Origin of the sequence: Sedimenticola selenatireducens DSM 17993 (assembly GCF_000428045.1) — a bacterium.
Classification (GTDB): Bacteria; Pseudomonadota; Gammaproteobacteria; order Chromatiales; family Chromatiaceae; genus Sedimenticola; species Sedimenticola selenatireducens.
In genome coordinates this window covers 189,764-210,366 of record NZ_ATZE01000003.1, presented here as the reverse complement: position 1 = coordinate 210,366, position 20,603 = coordinate 189,764, and the positions used below count along the sequence as shown (strand labels likewise).

General features: G+C 60.7%; 15 protein-coding genes. 2 read left to right on the top strand and 13 right to left on the bottom strand.

Annotated features, from left to right (window positions below; genetic code table 11):
• Window positions 1-32: 32 nt before the first annotated feature.
• The gene (locus A3GO_RS0104035) at window positions 33-389 is read right to left on the bottom strand and encodes a TraR/DksA family transcriptional regulator (RefSeq protein ID WP_051301812.1); all 357 of its coding nucleotides are present in this window, start codon (window positions 387-389) and stop codon (window positions 33-35) included.
• On the bottom strand, window positions 376-1,251 hold the full coding sequence (locus A3GO_RS0104030; RefSeq protein WP_029132309.1) for an HpcH/HpaI aldolase/citrate lyase family protein: 876 nt from the start codon (window positions 1,249-1,251) through the stop codon (window positions 376-378). Before A3GO_RS0104030 ends, A3GO_RS0104035 begins: the two co-directional genes overlap by 14 nt.
• Window positions 1,252-1,414: 163 nt before the next feature.
• On the opposite strand from A3GO_RS0104030, the gene A3GO_RS22455 reads away from it, so the two are divergent.
• Both A3GO_RS22455 and A3GO_RS22450 read left to right on the top strand, forming a co-directional pair.
• Window positions 1,415-2,392 carry an ACP S-malonyltransferase gene (locus A3GO_RS22455; protein ID WP_051301811.1) on the top strand — a complete coding sequence of 326 codons (978 nt, stop codon included), beginning with the start codon at window positions 1,415-1,417 and terminating at the stop codon, window positions 2,390-2,392.
• A gap of 245 nt (window positions 2,393-2,637) precedes the next feature.
• Complete coding sequence (locus A3GO_RS22450; RefSeq protein ID WP_245621658.1) at window positions 2,638-4,386, top strand: EAL domain-containing protein; 1,749 nt, start codon at window positions 2,638-2,640, stop codon at window positions 4,384-4,386.
• 159 nt (window positions 4,387-4,545) lie between these two features.
• On the opposite strand, the gene A3GO_RS0104015 is transcribed toward A3GO_RS22450, so the two are convergent.
• The 11 genes from A3GO_RS0104015 to A3GO_RS0103965 all read right to left on the bottom strand — a co-directional run bounded on the left by A3GO_RS0104015 (window position 4,546) and on the right by A3GO_RS0103965 (window position 20,221).
• The gene (locus A3GO_RS0104015; protein ID WP_029132308.1) at window positions 4,546-5,703 is read right to left on the bottom strand and encodes an HD domain-containing phosphohydrolase; all 1,158 of its coding nucleotides are present in this window, start codon (window positions 5,701-5,703) and stop codon (window positions 4,546-4,548) included.
• On the bottom strand, window positions 5,703-6,914 hold the full coding sequence (locus A3GO_RS0104010) for a response regulator (RefSeq protein ID WP_029132307.1): 1,212 nt from the start codon (window positions 6,912-6,914) through the stop codon (window positions 5,703-5,705). The genes A3GO_RS0104015 and A3GO_RS0104010 overlap by 1 nt, the downstream gene beginning before the upstream one ends.
• A gap of 15 nt (window positions 6,915-6,929) precedes the next feature.
• On the bottom strand, window positions 6,930-9,098 hold the full coding sequence (locus A3GO_RS25165) for a PAS domain-containing protein (protein ID WP_051301810.1): 2,169 nt from the start codon (window positions 9,096-9,098) through the stop codon (window positions 6,930-6,932).
• A 253-nt stretch (window positions 9,099-9,351) separates the two neighbouring features.
• Entirely contained in the window at window positions 9,352-9,798 is a 447-nt protein-coding gene (locus tag A3GO_RS22440; RefSeq protein ID WP_051301809.1) for a YiiD C-terminal domain-containing protein, read from the bottom strand.
• Window positions 9,795-10,439: a carbonate dehydratase gene (gene can / locus A3GO_RS0103995; protein WP_029132306.1), complete on the bottom strand. Its 645-nt coding sequence runs from the start codon at window positions 10,437-10,439 to the stop codon at window positions 9,795-9,797. The genes A3GO_RS22440 and can overlap by 4 nt, the downstream gene beginning before the upstream one ends.
• Window positions 10,440-10,636: 197 nt before the next feature.
• The gene (gene mce, locus A3GO_RS0103990; RefSeq protein WP_029132305.1) at window positions 10,637-11,035 is read right to left on the bottom strand and encodes a methylmalonyl-CoA epimerase; all 399 of its coding nucleotides are present in this window, start codon (window positions 11,033-11,035) and stop codon (window positions 10,637-10,639) included.
• A 27-nt stretch (window positions 11,036-11,062) separates the two neighbouring features.
• A complete protein-coding gene (gene meaB, locus A3GO_RS0103985) occupies window positions 11,063-12,184 on the bottom strand; it encodes a methylmalonyl Co-A mutase-associated GTPase MeaB (RefSeq protein WP_335340002.1) in 1,122 nt (373 codons plus the stop codon).
• 218 nt (window positions 12,185-12,402) lie between these two features.
• On the bottom strand, window positions 12,403-14,385 hold the full coding sequence (locus A3GO_RS0103980; RefSeq protein ID WP_029132303.1) for an acetyl-CoA carboxylase biotin carboxylase subunit: 1,983 nt from the start codon (window positions 14,383-14,385) through the stop codon (window positions 12,403-12,405).
• A gap of 79 nt (window positions 14,386-14,464) precedes the next feature.
• On the bottom strand, window positions 14,465-15,997 hold the full coding sequence (locus A3GO_RS0103975) for an acyl-CoA carboxylase subunit beta (RefSeq protein ID WP_029132302.1): 1,533 nt from the start codon (window positions 15,995-15,997) through the stop codon (window positions 14,465-14,467).
• Window positions 15,998-16,077: 80 nt separating this feature from the next.
• The gene (scpA, locus tag A3GO_RS0103970) at window positions 16,078-18,228 is read right to left on the bottom strand and encodes a methylmalonyl-CoA mutase (RefSeq protein WP_029132301.1); all 2,151 of its coding nucleotides are present in this window, start codon (window positions 18,226-18,228) and stop codon (window positions 16,078-16,080) included.
• Window positions 18,229-18,325: 97 nt separating this feature from the next.
• Entirely contained in the window at window positions 18,326-20,221 is a 1,896-nt protein-coding gene (locus A3GO_RS0103965) for a propionyl-CoA synthetase (RefSeq protein ID WP_029132300.1), read from the bottom strand.
• Window positions 20,222-20,603: the final 382 nt, after the last annotated feature.

Genomic DNA, 20,603 nt, shown 5'->3' with positions numbered 1-20,603 from the left:
CAGCGCTCCTCTGATTGACGGGGCCGATACGCTCAGTCACGCACCTTTTCCCGCTCACTGGCACAACGGATACAGAGTGGCGTGGCTGGATCGATCTCCAGGCGGTTCTCTGCGATCTCGTCTGCGCACTCTACACAATAACCATACTCATGATCCTTGATGCGGCTCAACGCCTGGACAATGCGCTTCAGCTCGAGCGCGCGACGGCGCTGGTTCTCCTGGGACATGGCCTGCTGCTGTAACGCATCCATGCGCGACAGGCGGCCGACCCGGGTCTGATCCAGCTCTACGGTATCCGCCGCCGTTGCGGCGGTATCGGCCACCGCCAACAACTCGGCCTGACGGGCCAGCAACTGCCGCCTGAACCGCTCCACATCAGTTGCGTCCACGGATCACCTCATGCATCGTCACCAGCCGCTCCGCCTCTTCCACATGCAGATTCTCCACCAGGCGCCCGTCCACTACGCAGACACCACTCCCGGCCTGCTGTGCCTCGCGCCAGGCGGCGATGATCTGCTGCGCCTGCTGCAACGCCTCCGCGCTGATGCCAAATATCCGGTTAGCCGGTTCAATCTGTCGGGGGTGAATCAGTGTCTTGCCATCAAAGCCCATGTCCCGGCCCTGTTCACAGGCCGCAGCAAAACCGGGCTCATCCCGCAGGTCCAGATAGACCCCGTCCAGGATCTCCAGGCCCCGGGCACGGGCCGCCAGTACACAGAGACCGAGCGACGCGAGCAGGCCCTCACGACCGGGGGTATGCCGGACCCGCAGCTCCTTGGCCAGGTCCGATGTACCCATCACAATCACTTGCAGGCGCGGATGAGCCGCGGCAATGGAATCGATCTGCAGAATACCGCGCGGCGTCTCGGCCATGATCCAAATCGGCAGATCGGCCGGCCCGCCGGCGGCATCCAGCGCCGCCACGGCCGTCTGCACCGCCTGGGGACTCTCCACCTTGGGCAGCAGAATGGCGTCGGCACCGGTCCGGGCCATGGCCGCGATATCCGCCTCGCCCCAGGGGGTATCCAGACCGTTGACGCGCACGATCCGCCGGCGATAACCGAATCCACCCTCGGACAGCGCGGCGACCACCGCGTCCCGCGCTGCGGCCTTGGCGGCCGGAGCAACCGCGTCCTCCAGGTCCAGGATCAGGCCGTCTACCGGCAGGGAGCGGGCCTTATCCAGCGCCCGGCTGTTCGCGCCCGGGGCATAAAGTACGGAACGGAGTGGGCTGTACGATCTGGGACTCATGGATCTTGCCTGTCGGATCTGATTAAAAACGCCGGGCGCCTGCTGCGCCGTAGCATGATCTCTATCCTACCCGAACCCCCATCGGGAACAAGGGCAATGCTTGTCCTGATTTACAGAAATGTCTATCCTTCCCGCTCGCATTTTTATCCAAAAGAGAAGCACCATGTCTGATACCGAACAGCGCGCCCTATTTATTTTCCCCGGCCAGGGCTCACAATACACCGGCATCGGCAGCGATCTCTGCGCCGAGTTCGCCTCCGCCCGCCAGGTTTATGAACAGGCCAGCGAGGTACTGGGTTACGACATGACCAGTCTTTCGCGTGAGAACCCGGATGACCGGATCAACCTGACCCGCTACACCCAGCCGGTGCTGCTGACCCACCACATCGCCTGCCTGACGGTCTACCGGGAACTGGCGGACACCCCGCTCCAACCGGTGGCGGCGGCCGGCCACAGCCTGGGCGAATACAGCGCCCTGGTGGCGGCCGAGGCCCTGAGCTTCGAGGATGCGCTGCGCCTGGTCGCCAAACGTGGCGAGCTGATGGGCGATTTCGGCGAGGGCGAGATGGCGGCCCTGACGGTGGACCTGGAGACCGCGCGCCCCCTGGCCGACAAGCATTTCTGCGGCATTGCCGGGCTCAACCTGCCGGACCAGACCGTGGTCGGTGGCGCCGGAGCCGATCTGGATGCCCTGGCGGCGGAGATGGCCGAGCTGTTGCCGAACAAGAAGGCGGTACGGCTCAAGACCGAGGGCGCCTTCCATACCTACTACATGGTGGAGGCGGCGCGGCGCTTCCGCGAGGCGCTGACCGAGGCAACCTTTTCCGAGGCCAGGCTAAAAGTGCTCTCCAACTACACCGGCGGTTTCCATGAGGCCGATGCCGAGACCATCAAGTCCCGACTCTTCTTCCAGCTGTTTCACCCGGTCAACTGGGTCGGTTGCATGCAGAGCGCACTGGATGACGGCATCAATCTGTTCGTCGAGTTCGGCGGAGGCATCGGCAACGGTGAGGGACCAGCGGAGAAGCGTCCCAATCTGGAGGGCATCATCAAGAAATTTACCCGCCGTGCCAGTCCCCGGCCTGGCTATGTCCCCGCCATCAATCTCGCCACCATCCGCTCCGCGGCCGGGATCGAGTAACCGAAAATACCCGCACGCCCGGCTGACCGATTCAGCCGGGCGATTTGGCGCCAGCACCACCGGCCATCGGGCAATCAACGCCTGTCGGACCCCATCCACAGGCGGGGCGGTGAGCCCCACCTATAATTTCGACCAACAGTACATAGCCGAACCCGGCGAGAGGCGGACCCGCTCCAATATTGTTAATCGATTAAATCGCCTGGCATACGACAATCGCAATAACTTTTCCCAGGGGGACAACCCAAGTGACTGAACGTATCCTGCTGGTCGATGACGAGCCCTTGATCCTCTCCGGTTACCGCCGTGGCCTGGGCAAACAATTCAGCATCGATACAGCCACCAGCGGAGCCGAGGCACTGGAACTGTTCGACCGGACAGGTGATAACCCCTACGCAGTGGTGGTGTCGGATATGCGGATGCCGGAAATGGATGGCGTTGAGCTACTCAAACGCCTGACGGTTTCCCATCCTCAGGCGATTCGCATCATGCTGACCGGAAACTCCGACCAGCAGACCGCCATGGATGCGGTCAATCAGGGCCACGTCTTCAAATTCCTCACCAAGCCCTGTTCCGCCGCTGCCCTCCGGGAGGCGCTGGACGAGGCACTGGTGCAATATCGCACCGAACGGCATCGGGATGCCATATCACAGCATGCCGCGGATAAGGTCCAGCATCTCAGTGCCAAGCTCTCCCACCATCTACGGCATGACATTCTTACCGGTCTGGCTAATCGTCGGGCATTCGAGCTGCGCCTGAAAAGCTCACTGGAATCGGCCAAACAGGAGGAACGACAGCATATCTTCTGTTTTATCGATATCGACTACTTTCACCGTATCAATGACGCTTGCGGCTACACCGCCGGTGATGAACTGTTGCGACAACTGGGGGCGCTGCTTTCACATCAGCGGCGTAGCGGGGATATCGCCGCGCGCCTGGGCAGTGACCAGTTTGGCCTGATCCTGAGCGACTGCAGTCTGCAGGACGGCCAGCAGATCGTCCAGCAAATACACCAGCAGATGAAAGCGTTCGTTTTTCATTGGGAAGAGGGCAATTATGACCTGAGTACCAGTATTGGTCTGATACCGGTCAACAGCGACAGCGAAAGCGTCACCGCGCTGTTCAACGCGGCGGAAACCGCCTGCAATGTGGCCAAGGATCAGGGCAGAAACCGGATTCACACCGGCGGCGCACAGGATGCCCTGCTGACCCGGCGCCTGACCGAGATCCAGTGGATCAGCCGCATCAACCGGGCAATCACGGAGAACCGCTTCCAGCTCTATTACCAGACCATTGAACCGATCAACCCGATTGAAAGCGAAGGAGAGCACTATGAAATACTGATCAGGCTGGAGGGGGATGACGGCCGGATTATTTCACCAGGCGAATTTCTACCGGCGGCAGAACACTACTACCTGACCCCCCAGATCGACCGCTGGGTGATCCGCAACACCATCGGCTGGCTTAACGACCATCCGGACCAGTTGCAGGCGCTCTCGCTCTGCTCCATCAACCTGTCCGGTCTCTCCATCGGTGACGAAGAGATGCTGAACTTCATCCAGGAAACCCTGGCCCAGTCCGAAGTGCCGCCTGGCAAGATCTGTTTCGAGGTCACGGAGACCGCTGCCATCAGCCACCTGGATACCGCGGTCAACTTTATGCAGGTTCTCAAGGCGAGCGGCATTCGCTTCTCCCTGGATGACTTTGGCACCGGACTCTCCTCCTTTGCCTACCTGCGCACCCTGCCGGTGGATTTCCTCAAGATGGACGGCATGTTTGTGCGCCACATTGACCGTAACATCATCGACTGGACCCTGGTCAAGTCGATCAACGACATGGGCCAGATCATGGGTAAACAGACAATCGCGGAATTTGTGGAGAATGAAGACATCCATCATCAACTGCATGAGATCGGCGTCAACTACGCCCAGGGCTACCTGCTGAGCAAACCGAGCCCGCTGTTTGACAAGGGTATCCTGCTGGACCCGGAAGCGTAGCGCTCCGCCGGTATCGCTTCCGGCGAGTATCCTCCTCGCTGGCGATGCTCCAATACCATAGCGTGGGCCTTGCCCGCCGACGACGCCCCTATGACTGGATTTCAAAATGCGGTCGTGAAGCGAACCGCATGGCCCCACAGGAGGCCGGCGCCCAATCGATCAGGCTTCCGCCGGCATGGCGATCTTGATCGGCTCCCTGACCCGGTGCACATGATGGTAGTTGACCAGCCGCTGGAGCATGGTCTCGGTCAGCTTCTGGCCGGCGGTAATCAAAGTGTGCCCCTCCACCGTCTCCACCGGGTTGATCAGCACCACCCCCGGTCTCAGCTCGGCCACCTTCACGTGGATCGGCGGCAGTAGCGCTTCCTCTTCTTCCGTCGCCATCAGGAACCAGCCTACCGTCTGCAGCACTTTGGGGTCATAGCGCCCCGGCTGCCTGCCCATCTGCTTCAGGGCGGTGGCAGTGGACAGGCCGTTATCCTCCTGTACCGACAGTTCGTGCAGCACCTTGAGGATGCGGCTCTCCAGCGGAATCTCTTCGCCGGCCAGCATATCCTGGGGAAAGCCGCTGCCGTCAAAATTCTTGCGCTGATAGAGAATGATGCGTGACACCTGTTCCAGGCGGGGGATATTAGCCAGCAGATTGCTACTGGTTTCCGGCAGCCGCGCGATCACCAACTGCTCGGCCTGATCCAGCGCCTTGCCGGCCCGCACCCGGGCCAGGGTCTGGGGCGGCAGGGTGACATAGGCAATCTTGGAGAGCATCGCGGCCATTTCAATATCCCAGGTGGACATCAGGCGCATGGCGCGGGCGATTTCCCGTGCCAGCTCCCGCAACTCGGTCAATTTGCCGAAGGTTTCCGGGGCCACCATAGACAGGATATCGGTCAACAGCTTGATGGAGCCGTTGACCGTACCCTCCAGCAGCTCCTGCTCGGATTTGACCAGTCGATACTGTTCCAGGGCCGCCTCCATACTCTCGACCAGCAGCGTGACCGGACAGGGCTTGTTCATGAAACGGAACACCGCGCCCCGGTTGACGGCATCGATGGCGGTCTGCTGGTCGGCATTGCCGGTCAGCATCAGCCGCACGCTGTTGGGCGAAAGCTCCCGGGCCCGATGCAGAAACTCAACACCATCCATCTCCGGCATGCGCATGTCGGAGACAATAACGGCAAACTCCTCGCCCACCCTGATCGCATCCAGCGCCTCGGCACCGCTCAAGGCGGTGGTTATCTCGTACTGTTTCCTGAGCTGGCGTTTGATGCCATTCAGGATATTCTCTTCATCATCAACGAACAGTACCCGCGCTGCCATCATCCGGCCTCCTCCAGCAGTGAACCATGGAGGGCGCGCCACTCATCCAGCCGGTCCGCCACCCCGGATGCCTCCAGATAGGTCATATCCAGGCCTGCCGGTATCACGGCCGCATCCGTGGAATGGGCCGAGGTCAGAGCATCCGCCACATGCACCGCCAGCAGCGGTGAAAAACCAAAGTGTTCGGACAGCTGCGGCTCGTGGTGATAGGCAACCGCTTCCACCAGGCTGTCGGGTAATGCCCACAGACCCAGCAGATAGGCGCCCACCCGCCCATGATCGACATGGAACACGGAACGCTCCGCTTCCAACAGTTCGGCGTGGCAATCATGAATTTTATCGAAAAAATCCCGGTATTCATTTGGCAGGCTCTGCACCAGGATCAGCTTGCCGATGTCATGCAGCAGCCCCGCCAGCAGGGAGTCCTCCACCACCTGCTTGTCGACCCCCATGGATTCCGCAATGGCCTTGGCCAGGCGCGACACCTGCAGGCTGTGGCGATGCAGCGCTTCCAGCGTGAAATCTCCGATATTCAAGGCCTTGGTATCAAATTGAATAAAAATACCCGCCGACAGCACCAGTCCCCGCAGGGTTTCGATACCCAGCATGGTGGCCGCGTGCACCGGACTGGAGATGTGGTGGCCGATACCAAAAAAAGCCGAATTGACCATCTGCAGGATTTTCGAGACCATCGCCGGGTCCTGGCCAATCACCTCACCCACCTTCTGCACCGAGACCCGATCCGAATTCAGCAGTTCGGTCAGTTCCACATAAAGCTCCGGCAGCGTCGGCAGCGAGCGGATCTGCGACACCAGCGCCTGCATGCGACTATCCTCCACCAGCGACTTCAGCTTGAGTGAACGGGTAATGACATGCTTGATCACCTCCGCATCGCAGGGTTTGGCGAGAAACTGGTGGGCGTAGGGCACCGCCTTGAGAATCAGCGCCTCATCTGAATGTCCGGACAGGATCAGCCGGATCATATCCGGGTAATTCTCGGAAAGTCGCGCCAGCAGTTCCGCCCCGTTCATGCCGGGCATGCGCATGTCCGTAACCACCACATCGAAGTGCTGTTCCTCCGTCAGGCGGACCGCCTCCTCGCCGGAGTCGGCGAAGCTCACCTCCCAGACATTGCGCTGGCTTCTGAGTGATCTTTTCAAGCCATCCAGCAGATGTCGCTCATCGTCTACAAAGAGAATCCTGCTTTTCATTTCAATGTCCCTGTCCTAGTCGGACAGGGACGCCATGTCACCCACCCGTTCCGTGCCATCCACCGGCAGCAGCACCACGAATACCGCTCCACCGGAGGGATTATCCTCCACCCGGAGGCTACCGTGATGGTGCTCAACAACAGTAGTATAGGCAATGCAGAGCCCCTGTCCGGTGCCCTTGCCCACCGCCTTGGTGGTAAAGAAGGGGTCAAAAATACGCTCCTTTATCCCGGCCGGTACGCCGGTTCCACTGTCGCTCACCCGGATCTCGATCTGATCACCCAGCAGGCGCGTCGAGATATCAATAGTGCCTCTGCGAGCATCACCCTGCTCAATAACATCGGCAATCGCATGGGCGGCGTTGACGACCAGATTCAGGAATACCTGATTGAGCTGATCCGGCGCGCAGAGGATTTTCGGCAAATCCTCCGCCAGGTCGAGACGGGGTTCGGCGACATACTTCCACTCGTTGCGGGAGACCTCCAGAGTGGTACTGATCGCCCGGTTGATATCGGTTTCCACCATGCCCGCCGCCCCGGGATGGGAGAACTCTTTCATGGCGCGCACGATCTTGCCGATCCGGCCAATCCCCTCAAGCGACTGCTCGATGGCCCGAGGCACCTCTTCATTGAGAAACTCCAGGTCGATCTCCTCCTCCCGCTCCCTCACCTGGCGAAGCAGGAGAGCGGGGTCGCCCCCCGACTCCACCACATCAACCAGGGCCCGGTAATCGGCGCGTAGTCGCTGCAGGTCCTGTATCGCCTCTTTCAGGAACTGGATGTTGTCACCGACAAACTGGCTCGGTGTATTGATCTCATGGGAGATACCGGCCGCCAGTTGTCCAATCGACTCCAGCTTCTGCGCCTGGCGCAGTTGCACCTCCATCAGCTGGCGCTGTTGTTCCGCCTTTTTCCGCTCCGAGATATCGCGGATGATGCCGATGGCATGCCACTGCCCCTTGAGCTGCAGAGCGGAGATCGACAGTTCGATAGGAAACGGTTCCACACCGCGGCGCAGAGCGGTCAGCTCCACCGTGCGGCCGGCCACATGCTCGCCCCTTGACCGGGTCAGGCCAGCCACCAGGCGTGCAAACTCGTCCCGGCTCTCGCCCGGTTCGATCCAGTCATCCAGACGTTGACCGACAATATCCTCCACCTGGAAGCCAAACATGGTCTCCGAGGCCATGTTCCAGAAGATCACCTCCTCATCCTGATTGACCATGACAATGGCATCCTGGGCCGAATTGGCCATGGCCGAGAACTTCTCCTCGCTCTCCTTCAGGGCCGTCTGGGCGCGCTTCTCCTCCGAGTTATCCCAGTACATGCCGAAAACTCCCATTACGAGACCGGCGGGACCGCGTAATGGCGCCTTCAGGAGATGGTAGGATGACTCCACCCCGCGATAGCTGCGAATCACGTCCTTCTCAATGGTCTCCCCGCTCTCAATGACCCAGCGATCCTCACGGGCGAACTGCTCCGCCTGCTCGGGGGAGTAGAAATCAGTATCACAACGACCGCCGATATCCCCCGGCTGGATCTCCAGGTCCCGGGCATAAAGCCGGTTGCAGGAGACATAGCGCAAGTCCGGGTCCTTGTAGAAGATGCGCTGCGGCAGGTTTTCGATCAGGCTCTGGTAGTGGCTCTCCTGCTGCTCCTCGAAGCGCTTGCGCTCGATAATCGAGGTCAGCACCAGGGCGGCTGTCTCCAGGAAACGGACCTCTCTCTCGTCCCGCCGATGGCCATGAGGCAGGTAGAGCACCATCACTCCCAGCACCCTTGCACCGGAGAGGATCGGCACATTGTAGTGGCCGTGGGGCTGTATACCATCGAACAGGATCTCGTGCCGCTCATCCACGCACGCGGCATGCATAATCTGTCGCTCGGCTGCTGCACGACCGCACAAACAGTGTCCAAAAGGCACCCGGGCACAGAGGGTATGCAGCGGCTTAGCAAGATTTTCGTGGACCAGCAACTGAAGCTCCCTTGTCTCGCGGCTGGCCAGAAAAATGGCGCCGGAGGGGAGCAGTTCGGAGAAGGGGGCGGTCAGGATGATCCGCAGGGCCTCCTGCATACAGTCACGCAGGGCGCGGTTGCTCAACCTGATCTGTAGCAGAGCGACCAGCACCGGGTGCAGCGCACTGTCACTGGCGGAGGTATCCTCGTTCAGATTCTGCAGCTTGCTCATTGGCTTCACCTATACCCCGGGTCCGATTTACCTGTCAGCCTGTCGCAACCGCCTGCCCGAGGGCGATCCACGCAATAACAGGTTAGCGGCAAAACCTCATCATCCTTAATTCGCTCTTCCACAAGGCCGCGGTCAACAGGGCCTGTCGCAAGCTCTCTGAACTATAGGCCGATCTGGAATCAGGATAACTCCGGTGCCAGGGAGATTGGCTAACTGCCGGGGCGACAGGCGCAGTGGCGTCGTGGCTGGCGGCTCAGGTAGTGGCCGAATAACTGCCAATGAAGCGCACCGCCACGCCACGTTCGGTGAGGATCTCCGCGGTCAGCTCGATACGGCTGCGCTTGCCGGCGCGCAGGTTTTCGATGAAGGCCTCATAACTGCCATCCTCAGGCAGGCGGCAACGTGCCTTGATTTCACCCCGCACCGGCAGACGGTAGCTGATATTGGCATCCCCCAGGACACTGTGGGCCTGCAGCCCCTCGTCCTCATACTTGAGGTGCAGCATCCCCCAGCAGACCACCGCGCAGATGCTGTAGAGGCTGCCGCCGAAAGCGGTGCCGTGGATATTGATATTGGGCTCGAAGTCGGCCAGAAACAGCAGTTCCCGTCCGTCATGCTCCTCCACCCGCACCCCCATGGTGCGTGTCAGCGGCACTTCACGATGCAGGGTCTCTTCGAGTAGTGCAAGCCGCTGTTTCATGAGCCCTTGGCCGGCTTGTGCCGATAGACGGCCGGGAGTTGTCCCGCCGCATCGTAACTGACATCCAGATCCCGCAGGATGCCGTCCCGGATACTGTAGATCCAGCCGTGTACCGACAGCGGCTGACCACGGCTCCAGGCATCCTGCACGATCGTGGTATGGGACAGGTTGGCCACCTGCTGGATTACATTCAGCTCACAAAGAATATCGATCCGCTCCTCCTGGTCGATACAGCTCTCGAAACGCGCCTGATGACTAAAATAGACATCCTTGATATTGCGGATCCAGTTATCGATCAGACCCAGGGGGCGGTTCTGCAGCGCCGCCGCGACACCACCGCAACCGTAATGCCCGCAGACGATAATGTGCTTCACCTTCAGCACCTCCACCGCATACTGCACCACGGACAGGCAGTTTAGATCGGTGTGCACCACCATATTGGCTACATTACGGTGGACGAAAATCTCACCCGGCAGCAGGCCGGTAATCTGATTGGCCGGTACCCGACTGTCGGAGCAGCCGATCCAGAGATATTCGGGTGACTGCTGTTTCGACAACTTGTCAAAAAATGCCGGATCTTCCGCCTTGATGCGGGCCGCCCAATCGGCGTTGTAGTCAAAAAGCTGTTCAATGGAGGCCATGGTCAACCCTGTATCTATATTTCAGCCAGAGTCCGTAGGTTGAGGTGAGCCTGCGAACCCCAACGGGATTTCATGCATGCGCGCCATCCTGATGTTGAGGTTCGTTCGTTCCCACCCCAACCTGCGGACTGTGCCACGAAACCGGTCCGAGGCGGGCCAAGTATTGATAATTTCGACCCGACGGGCAAGGGAATTGTCTACGCCTGCTCCAACTCCACCAGGGTGCCGCAAAAATCCTTGGGATGCAGGAACAGCACCGGCTTGTTGTGGGCGCCGATCTTGATATCGCCCAGCACCCGCGCACCCGCCTGTTGCATCTTCTCCGCCGCCGCCTGGATATCCGCCACCTCGTAACAGACATGGTGCACCCCGCCACCCGGATTCTTCTCCAGGTATTTGGCGATGGGGGAGTTTTCACCCAGCGGATAGAGCAACTCGATTTTGGTGTTGGGCAGCTCGACAAATACCGTAATGACACCATGCTCCGGCAACGCCAGAGGTTCGGATACCTGCGCCCCCAGGGTATCCCGATAGATGGCGGTCCCAGCCTCCAGGTCAGGTACAACAATCGCTACGTGATTCAGTTTTCCAATCATTTATATAACCTCATGGATAATTGGGGCTCAGTCGGGCAACCGGTCGTTGCGTAAAAAGGCATTCAGCAGTTGAGCGGCGGCCAGGGTCGGGGGCAGGGTGCCGTCGGTCACCGCCCGTTCCAGCCGGGGGATCAGCTGCGCCACCTGCCTGTCCTCGCGCAGGGCGGTAAGCAGATTCTCCGCCGTCTCGCTCCACATCCAGGATTTGGCCTGCTGGGCGCGTCGCTGGGCCAGCTCACCACTGGCGGTGAGCACGTCCCGATAACGGCAGACCGTCTCCCACGCCTCGGCAATGCCCCGCCCCTCCAGGGCCGAACAGGTCTTGACCGGCACCCGCCAGTTGCGGGTCCGGGGATGCAGCAGCTTCAGGGCATGAATATAGTCGCTGGCCGAGTGATTGGCGGTGGCCGCCATATCACCATCGGCCTTGTTCACCAGCACCAGATCGGCCAGTTCCATGATGCCGCGCTTGATCCCCTGCAGATCATCGCCACCCCCCGGCAGCAGCAACAGCAGGAACATGTCGGTCATATCGGCCACCGCGGTCTCCGACTGGCCAACCCCGACGGTCTCGACAATCACCACATCAAACCCGGCCGCCTCACACAACAGCATGGTTTCCCGGGTACGTCGGGTGACGCCGCCCAGGGTCCTGCCCGCCGGCGAGGGGCGGATAAAGGCCTCACGGTGCCGACAGAGCTCCTCCATACGGGTCTTGTCCCCCAGGATCGAACCCCCGCTGATGGCGGAAGAAGGGTCCACCGCCAGCACCGCCAGCTTGTGCCCCTGCTCCAGAATATGCAGCCCGGCCGCTTCGATGAAGGTGGATTTACCCGCCCCCGGCACACCGCTGATACCGATACGGATGGAATTTCCGGCATGCGGCGTGAGCCGCTGTAACAGGGCATTGGCCTGGACCCGATGATCGGACCGGGTAGACTCCACCAGGGTGATGGCCCGGGAAAGCGCCCTGCGGTTGCCCGCCAGTAGCTGCCCGGCCAGTTGCTCACTCAGTTGTTCGGTATCCATCATGCGAAATTGCGTACCTGACCTCTGGATATCCAGCCGTGAATGAATGCCGGTATCCCGACCCTGAATTCGAGCCTTGCGTTCAACCTTGCGGGCGGACCCGACATCTGGACCGACCACCGAGAGACGCCCTGTTTATTCTGAATTCCTCAATTTAACCGCGAAGAACGCAAAGTGCGCAAAGAAATACAATGGCTTACCTTCATTTTCGGCCCAACCCGCCAAGCGGAGAATCGGGAGAATTCAAGTCGTTGTTTTCCTTGGCGTTCTTTCCGTTCTTAGCGGTTGAAATAAGGTTTTTAAGTTTATTCGCGGCTGATAATCCCACCCGCTGTGACTCACTCGAACTCGATGATGACCTGATCCACTCTCAGACTATCACCGGCCTCGGCCTGGATGCTGGCCACGGTGGCGTCCTGCTCGGCACGCAGCACGTTCTCCATTTTCATCGCCTCTATCACCGCCAGCTCTTCACCCGCCTTGACCTCCTGGCCTTCGACAACCGAGACCTTGACCAGCAGCCCGGGCATGGGAGAGAGCAGGAATTTGGACAGATCCGGCGCCTCCTTTTCCGGCATCAGGGCATGCAGTTCCGCCGCCCGCGGCGTCATCACCAGGGCATCGGTCTGGTTGCCACGATGGAACAGGCGCAGCCAGAGCCCCTTGCGTTCGACCTGGAAACAGACCGACAGGCCGTTGATAGTGCCATGCAGCAGCGGCTGACCCAGCGCCCATTCGGTAGTCACATCGTAACCGTTGCCGGCATACTCCACCCGGCAGCCGCCATTGGCCGGCACTGCGCTGACCGCATGGTGCTCTCCGTTGATAATCACCACCCACTCATCATTCACCTTGCGCTCATGACCGCGCAACTGGCCGCTCAGCCGGGCCGCACGATCCATATACTGACGATGAATCATGGCTGCCACGGCCACCACCTTGGCCGGATCATCCTGCGGCACATAGGAGGCATCAAAACCATCCGGAAACTCTTCGGCGATAAAGTTGGTGGTGAGCCGACCCTCGATAAAGCGCGGATGCACCATCAGGGCGTTGAGGAAGCTGATGTTGTGCTGCACACCGCGAATGCAGTAGGCATCCAGGGCATCCTGCATACGCGTGATCGCCTCATTGCGATTGGCCCCATAGGTGATCAGCTTGGCGATCATCGGGTCATAGAACATGGAGACCTCGCCGCCTTCGTAGACGCCGGTATCCACCCGCACGTTGTCACCCACCGGCGGCTCATACTTGACCAGGCGGCCGATTGAGGGGAGGAAGTTGCGGAACGGGTCCTCCGCATAGACCCGCGACTCCATGGCCCAGCCGGTCAGTTTTACATCCTCCTGCCGGAGCGGCAGCTCCTCACCATTGGCCACCCGGATCATCAGTTCCACCAGATCCTGACCGGTGACCAGTTCGGTGACCGGATGCTCAACCTGCAAGCGGGTGTTCATCTCCAGGAAATAGAAATTGCGCTTGGCATCGACAATGAACTCCACGGTTCCGGCCGAACGGTACTGCACCGCCCGGGCCAACTGCACCGCCTGTTCACCCATCTGCTTGCGGGTGGCCTCATCGATGAAGGGCGAGGGGGCCTCCTCGATCACCTTCTGGTGGCGGCGCTGGATGGAGCACTCGCGCTCGCCCAGGTAGATCACGTTGCCATGGGTATCTGCCATCACCTGGATTTCGATGTGGCGCGGTTCCTCGATGAATTTCTCGATAAACACCCGGTCATCACCAAAGCTGGAGCGGGCCTCGTTGGTGGCGCGCTCGAAGCCATCACGGCACTCCGCCTCGTTCCAGGCCACCCGCATACCCTTGCCGCCGCCGCCGGCCGAGGCCTTCAGCATCACCGGGTAGCCGATGCCATTGGAGATCTCCACCGCATGCTCCGCATCCCGCACCACATCGGTATAGCCGGGAATCACATTGACCCCGGCCTGCTCCGCCAGGTTCTTGGAGGTGATCTTGTCGCCCATGCTGTTGATAGCCAGGGTAGCCGGCCCGATAAAGGCGATACCCTCTTTCTCCAGCGCCTCGCAAAAGGCCGAGTTTTCCGACAGGAAGCCGTAACCGGGATGCACCGCCTGGGCACCGGTATCGCGACAGGCCTGGATAATGCGCTCCATCACCAGGTAACTTTCGGCGGAGGCAGAGGGACCGATATGCACCGCCTCGTCGGCCATCTTGACGTGCAGCGCCTCGCGGTCGGCGTCGGAGAAGACTGCCACGGTTTTGATACCCATCTTGCGGGCACTCTTGATCACCCGGCAGGCGATCTCACCTCGGTTAGCTATCAGTATTTTTTCAAACATATTTTTATGTCTCTGTGTGTTAGCCGCGGATGAATGCGCTGATCCGCGGCTCGCCATAGCCTTTTGATTGTTCAGTGCGTTAGAGCGGAATATTGCCGTGCTTGCGCCAGGGATTCTCCAGCTCCTTGTCCTTCAACATGGCCAACGAGCGGCAGATCCGCTTACGGGTACTGTGCGGCATGATCACATCATCGATAAAGCCGCGGCTGCCGGCGACAAAGGGATTGGCGAACTTCTCCCGGTACTCCTCGGTGCGCGAGGCGATCTTTTCCTGGTTGCCCAGATCCTGCCGGAAGATGATCTCCACCGCCCCTTTCGGACCCATCACGGCAATCTCGGCAGTCGGCCAGGCCAGGTTGACGTCGCCGCGCAGGTGCTTGGAGGCCATCACGTCATAGGCGCCACCGTAGGCCTTGCGGGTAATCACGGTGATTTTCGGCACGGTGGCCTCGGCATAGGCATACAGCAGCTTGGCGCCATGCTTGATGATGCCGCCGTACTCCTGGCTGGTGCCCGGCAGGAAACCCGGTACATCCACCAGGGTAACCACCGGTATGTTGAAGGCGTCGCAGAAGCGGACGAAGCGGGCCGCCTTCTTCGATGAGTCGATATCCAGACAGCCGGCCAGCACCATCGGCTGGTTGGCAACGATGCCGATTGTCGATCCCTGCATGCGGCCAAAGCCGGTGATGATATTGGCGGCATAATCGGGCTGGGTCTGGAAGAAGTCGTTGTCATCGACCATCTTGGTGATCAGCTCCATCATATCGTAGGGCTTGTTGGGATCAGCCGGGATCAGGGTATCCAGTGACGGGATCTTGCGATCGGCCGGGTCATCCGTCGGCCATACCGGCGGCAGCTCCTTGTTGTTGGCCGGCAGGAAGTTGACGAAGCGGCGTAGCATCAGCAGCGCTTCCACATCATTTTCGAAGGCCAGATCGGCCACGCCGGACTTGGTGGTGTGGGTCACCGCGCCGCCCAACTGCTCCGCCGTGACGCTCTCATGGGTCACGGTCTTGACCACATCCGGACCGGTGACGAACATGTAGGAGGTGTCCTTTACCATGAAGATAAAGTCGGTCATGGAGGGGGAGTAGACCGCGCCACCGGCACAGGGGCCCATGATCATGGATATCTGCGGTACCACACCAGAGGCCAGCACATTGCGCTGGAACACATCGGCATAGCCGGCCAGCGACTCCACGCCCTCCTGGATACGTGCACCGCCCGAGTCATTCAAGCCGATCACCGGCGCGCCCACCTTCATGGCGTGATCCATGATCTTGCAAATCTTCTGCGCATGGGCGCCGGAGAGCGAGCCGCCGAACACGGTGAAGTCCTGACTGAAGACGAACACCAGCCGGCCACTGACGGTGCCGTAGCCGGTCACCACACCGTCACCCGGGATCTTCTGCTTTTCCATGCCGAATTCGGTGCAGCCGTGCTCGACGAACATGTCCCACTCCTCGAAGGAGCCGGGATCCAGGAACAGTTCGATACGCTCACGCGCGGTCAGTTTGCCCTTGGCGTGCTGGCTTTCAATGCGTCTCTCGCCGCCGCCGTTCACCGCGGCGGCACGCTTATCATCGAGCCGGCTAATCATATCTTGCATGAATCTCTCCTCAAGCTTGAACAGTGGCGTTGCCACCTGACACCTCTCCCGGCACGGGGGAGGGGTTTATTCTTGTCTCATCAGGCACCCTGGCGGCGGCGAATAAATGCCAGCATTTCCGCCGCCGAGGCCGGTATATTGGTGCCGGGCCCATAGACGGCCGCCACCCCCATTTCCAACAGCACCGGGTAATCCTTGGGCGGGATCACCCCGCCGCAGACCACCAGGATATCCTCGGCGCCCTCCGCCTTCAGCGCCTGTATCAGGGCCGGCACCAGGGTCTTGTGCCCTGCCGCCAGGGACGAGACGCCCACCACGTGCACATCATTTTCCGCCGCCTGGCGCGCTGCCTCCTCGGGGGTCTGGAACATAGGGCCGATATCCACATCGAAACCCAGATCCGCATAAGCGGTGGCGATCACCTTGGCGCCCCGATCATGCCCGTCCTGGCCCATCTTGACCACCAGCATGCGCGGCCGGCGGCCCTGCTCCTCGGCAAAATCGGCGATCTCCTGCTTGATCTTTTCAAAGCCATTGTCCCCCTCGTAGGCAGAACCGTAGACTCCGGAGACCGAGCGGGTTATCGCTTTGTGCCGGTTGTACACCGACTCCAGGGCATCGGAGATCTCGCCCACCGTGGCGCGGGCTCGCGCCGCATCCACCGCCAGCGCGAGCAGATTGCCACTGCCATCCTTTGCCGCCGCGACCAGGGCATCCAGCGCCGCCTGGTGGGCTGTCGCATCGCGTCCGTCGCGGATCCGTCGCAGCCGCGCCACCTGGGCCTCGCGCACCGCCGTGTTGTCGATATCCAGTACGTCGATCTCCGGCTCCTGGGCCAGCTGGTACTTGTTGACGCCGACGATCACCTCCTCACCCCGGTCGATACGCGCCTGGCGCAACGCCGCCGCCTCCTCGATACGCAGCTTGGGCATACCGGACTCCACCGCTTTGGTCATGCCGCCCAGCGCCTCTACCTCGTCGATCAGGGCGCGCGCCTCTTCCACCATGGCATTGGTCAGGCTCTCCACATAGTAGGAGCCGGCCAGCGGATCCACCACCTTGGTGATACCGGTCTCCTCCTGGATCACCAGCTGGGTGTTGCGGGCGATGCGGGCCGAGTTGTCGGTCGGCAGGGCCAGCGCTTCATCAAAGGCGTTGGTGTGCAGCGACTGTGTGCCACCCAGCACCGCCGCCAGCGCCTCGATGGTGGTACGCATCACGTTGTTGTAGGGATCCTTGGCGGTCAGGCTGACACCGGAGGTCTGGCAGTGGGTGCGCAGCATCTTCGAGCGCTCATCCTTGGGCTGAAAATGCTTCTCCATCAGTTCCGACCAGAGCAGGCGCGCGGCGCGCAACTTGGCCGCCTCCATGAAGAAGTTCATGCCGATGGCGAAGAAGAAGGAGAGACGCGGCGCGAACTGATCCACATCCAGCCCCTTGGCCAAGGCGGCCCGCACGTACTCCAGACCGTCGGCGATAGTGAACGCCAACTCCTGCACCAGGGTCGAACCGGCCTCCTGCATGTGGTAGCCGGAGATGGAGATAGAGTTGAACTTGGGCATATTCTCCGCCGTGTAGCCGATGATATCGGCGACGATGCGCATCGACGGTTCCGGCGGATAGATATAGGTGTTGCGCACCATGAACTCTTTAAGAATGTCGTTCTGCAGGGTACCGGCCAGCTTTTCCGGCGGCACCCCCTGCTCCTCGGCGGCAACGATGTAGCTGGCCATCACCGGCAGCACCGCGCCGTTCATAGTCATGGAGACCGACACCTGGTCCAGCGGGATGCTGTCGAACAGGATCTTCATATCCTCGACCGAGTCGATGGCCACACCGGCCTTGCCCACATCACCCACCACCCGCGGATGATCGGAGTCGTAGCCACGGTGGGTGGCCAGATCAAAGGCCACCGACAGGCCCTGTTGACCGGCCGCCAGATTGCGCTTGTAGAAGGCGTTGGACTCCTCGGCGGTGGAGAAGCCGGCATACTGACGCACCGTCCAGGGACGACCCGCGTACATGGTGGCCCGCGGACCGCGCAGGTAGGGAGCAAAGCCCGGCAGGCTGTCGATATGCTTCAGCCCCTCCAGGTCGGCGGCGCTATAAAGCGGCTTTATCACGATACCTTCCGGGGTCTGCCAGTTCAGCGCCTCCAGGGGGCGTCCGCGCAGCTCTTTCTCGGCCTGTTGCTTCCAGTCATCCAGGGTCGGTTTTGGCGTATTGGCCATGGTGAATCACTCCTGCACAGTGGCGCGATGCGCCCCTGTCTCATTAAAGTCCGGCGGCGAACGCCGCCGGTTTTGGGTCACACACTACGACTGAAAATCACTGCTTCTGGGCGTAGCCGATGCGGATCAGCGCCTCGGTGATCTCATCCAGGATGGCCGGATCATCGATGGTCGCCGGCATCTTGTAGGACTCGCCATCGGCGATCTTCTTCATGGTGCCACGCAGGATCTTGCCGGAACGGGTTTTGGGCAGACGATCCACCACTACTACCTTCTTGAACGCGGCTACCGGGCCGATCTTCTGCCGCACCAGGGCCACCAGTTCCGCAACCACCTGCTCCTCTGGACGGTTGGCACCCGCCTTGAGCACCACCAGGCCGACTGGCAGCTCGCCCTTGAGTTGATCGGCGGCGCCGATCACGCCGCACTCGGCCACGTCGGGATGGGACGCCAGCACCTCCTCCATGCCACCGGTGGAGAGACGGTGACCGGCCACGTTGATGATGTCGTCGATCCGGCTCATGATCCAGAGGTAGCCGTCGGCATCCTTGTAGCCGGCATCGCCGGTCAGGTAATAGCCGTCGGTGGCGCTCAGGTAGGAGTCGACAAAACGCTGGTCGTTCTGCCACAGCGTCGGCAGACAGCCCGGGGGCATGGGCAGCTTAATCATGATGCGGCCGATCTCGCCGGCCGCCTCTTCATTGCCATTCTCATCCAGGATGCGCACGTCATAACCCGGCACGCAGACCGTGGGCGAGCCCGGCTTCACCGGCAGCTCCTCGATACCGAGACAGTTGGCGGCGATGCCCCAGCCGGTCTCGGTCTGCCACCAGTGGTCGATCACCGGCACCGCCAGTTGCTTCTGCGCCCACTCCAGGGTGTCCGGATCACAGCGCTCGCCGGCCAGGAACAGCGCCTCGAAACCGGACATGTCGTATTTTTTCAGGTAATCAGCTTCCGGGTCCTCGCGGCGGATGGCGCGGAACGCGGTGGGCGCGGTAAACAGGGTCTTCACCTTGTGCTCGGAGATCACCCGCCAGAAGGCACCCGGGTCGGGGGTGCCGATCGGCTTGCCCTCGTAGAGTATGGTGGTGGCGCCCTGCAGCAGCGGGGCATAGACGATGTAGGAGTGACCCACGACCCAACCCACGTCCGAGGCGGCCCAGAACACATCGCCCGGATCGACGTTGTAGATGTTCTTCATGCTCCACTGCATGGCAACAGCATGGCCGCCGTTATCACGCACCACGCCCTTCGGCACGCCGGTGGTGCCGGAGGTGTAGAGGATATAGAGCGGGTCGGTGGCGGCCACCGGCACGCAATCGGCCGGGGTCGCGGCCGCGGCGGCCGATGCCCAGTCCACATCGCGCCCCGCCTGCATGGCGGCAGTGGCCTGGGGGCGCTGATAAATAACGGTGTGATCGGGCTTGTGGGTAGAGAGCTCGATCGCCTCGTCCAGCAATGGCTTGTATTCGATTACCCGGCTGCCCTCGATACCACAGGAGGCAGAGACCATCACCTTCGGCTTGGCGTCGTCGATGCGGGTGGCCAGCTCCTTGGAGGCGAAGCCGCCGAACACCACCGAGTGGATGGCGCCAAGACGGGCACAGGCCAGCATGGCGATGGCGGCCTCAGGAATCATCGGCATATAGACGATAACCCGGTCACCCTTGGTCACCCCCTGGTCTCGCAGCACCCCGGCAAACTGGGCCACGGCATCGCGCAGTTCGCTGAAGGTATAGGTTTTCCGGGTATCGGTGACCGGGCTGTCGTAGATCAATGCGGCCTGATCGGCACGGCCTTTTTCAACATGCCGATCCAGGGCGTTGTAGCAAGTATTCAGCTCGGCGCCGGCAAACCAGCGGTAAAAGGGCTTGCGACTGTCATCCAGCACCTTATCCCATGGCTTGTACCAGTCGATAGCGGCCGCCTGATCTCCCCAAAAACCCTCGGGATCTTCCATTGAACGCGCATAGATCTCTTCGTAGCTCATAAGTCTCTTCCACAGTTGGTGGTAAATACCCAGCCTGGGATAACCCCAGACCACGCCGATATGCTAATTGCTTCGCATAGATTACGTTTGCGTAACGGAAAAATAAACAGCTAACTGCTTATATAGCTGCATTTTTTTTGAAAAAAAACACTTCTTTTATGGTAATCCCTTATAACTGCGAATTTGTTTGCAATGGATATTTTTGACTGTAAAGCGTGAGAAGGGTAAATCGGCACCAGTTTCCCCTTCTGGCCGCCCTGGCGGTTTCACGACAGCCAACGTTACACCGCTTGTTCTGTGGAAATATAGCAAAGATAATCATCGTCTGAACCATTTTCACCTGATGATGGGACCGTACAGATCAGCCAAGCCGGACAACCAC

Excerpts from the sequence above, each read along its gene's own strand:
- A3GO_RS0103980 (WP_029132303.1), bottom strand. The coding sequence starts at position 14,385 with ATGTTTGAAAAAATACTGATAGCTAACCGAGGTGAGATCGCCTGCCGG.
- A3GO_RS0103965 (WP_029132300.1), bottom strand. The coding sequence starts at position 20,221 with ATGAGCTACGAAGAGATCTATGCGCGTTCAATGGAAGATCCCGAGGGT.
- mce (WP_029132305.1), bottom strand. The coding sequence starts at position 11,035 with ATGATTGGAAAACTGAATCACGTAGCGATTGTTGTACCTGACCTGGAG.
- A3GO_RS22440 (WP_051301809.1), bottom strand. The coding sequence starts at position 9,798 with ATGAAACAGCGGCTTGCACTACTCGAAGAGACCCTGCATCGTGAAGTG.
- A3GO_RS0104015 (WP_029132308.1), bottom strand. The coding sequence starts at position 5,703 with ATGGCAGCGCGGGTACTGTTCGTTGATGATGAAGAGAATATCCTGAAT.
- A3GO_RS0104030 (WP_029132309.1), bottom strand. The coding sequence starts at position 1,251 with ATGAGTCCCAGATCGTACAGCCCACTCCGTTCCGTACTTTATGCCCCG.
- scpA (WP_029132301.1), bottom strand. The coding sequence starts at position 18,228 with ATGGCCAATACGCCAAAACCGACCCTGGATGACTGGAAGCAACAGGCC.
- A3GO_RS0103975 (WP_029132302.1), bottom strand. The coding sequence starts at position 15,997 with ATGCAAGATATGATTAGCCGGCTCGATGATAAGCGTGCCGCCGCGGTG.
- can (WP_029132306.1), bottom strand. The coding sequence starts at position 10,439 with ATGGCCTCCATTGAACAGCTTTTTGACTACAACGCCGATTGGGCGGCC.
- A3GO_RS22455 (WP_051301811.1), top strand. The coding sequence starts at position 1,415 with ATGTCTGATACCGAACAGCGCGCCCTATTTATTTTCCCCGGCCAGGGC.
- A3GO_RS0104010 (WP_029132307.1), bottom strand. The coding sequence starts at position 6,914 with ATGAAAAGCAGGATTCTCTTTGTAGACGATGAGCGACATCTGCTGGAT.
- A3GO_RS25165 (WP_051301810.1), bottom strand. The coding sequence starts at position 9,098 with ATGAGCAAGCTGCAGAATCTGAACGAGGATACCTCCGCCAGTGACAGT.